Here is a 257-nt window from a genome sequence, read left to right as displayed (position 1 = left end):
GACGGCATCGCCTTCCAGACCAACATCCTGGCACTGAACGCCGCCGTCGAGGCCGCCCGGGCCGGGGAGCAGGGTCGCGGCTTCGCCGTGGTCGCAGGAGAAGTCAGGACCCTGGCACAGCGCTCCGCCGCGGCCGCCAAGGAGATCAAGACGCTGATCAACGACTCCGTCGACACCGTCGAGGGTGGCTCCAAGCTCGTCGAGCAGGCCGGCGCCACCATGGAGGAGATCGTCTCCGCCGTGAAGCGGGTCACCGA

The 257-nt window shown here is 69.3% G+C and carries 1 protein-coding gene; it reads left to right on the top strand.

All coding sequences use genetic code 11. The annotated features are described in order from the left end of the window. A partial coding sequence (locus G6032_RS00040; RefSeq protein ID WP_240901823.1) for a methyl-accepting chemotaxis protein occupies positions 1 to 257 on the top strand: 257 nt, incomplete at both ends.

The organism is Wenzhouxiangella sp. XN24, from assembly GCF_011064545.1.
Lineage (GTDB): Bacteria > Pseudomonadota > Gammaproteobacteria > Steroidobacterales > XN24 > XN24.
Note: the sequence above shows the minus strand (reverse complement) of the source record. Positions and strands in the feature narration are given on the sequence as shown.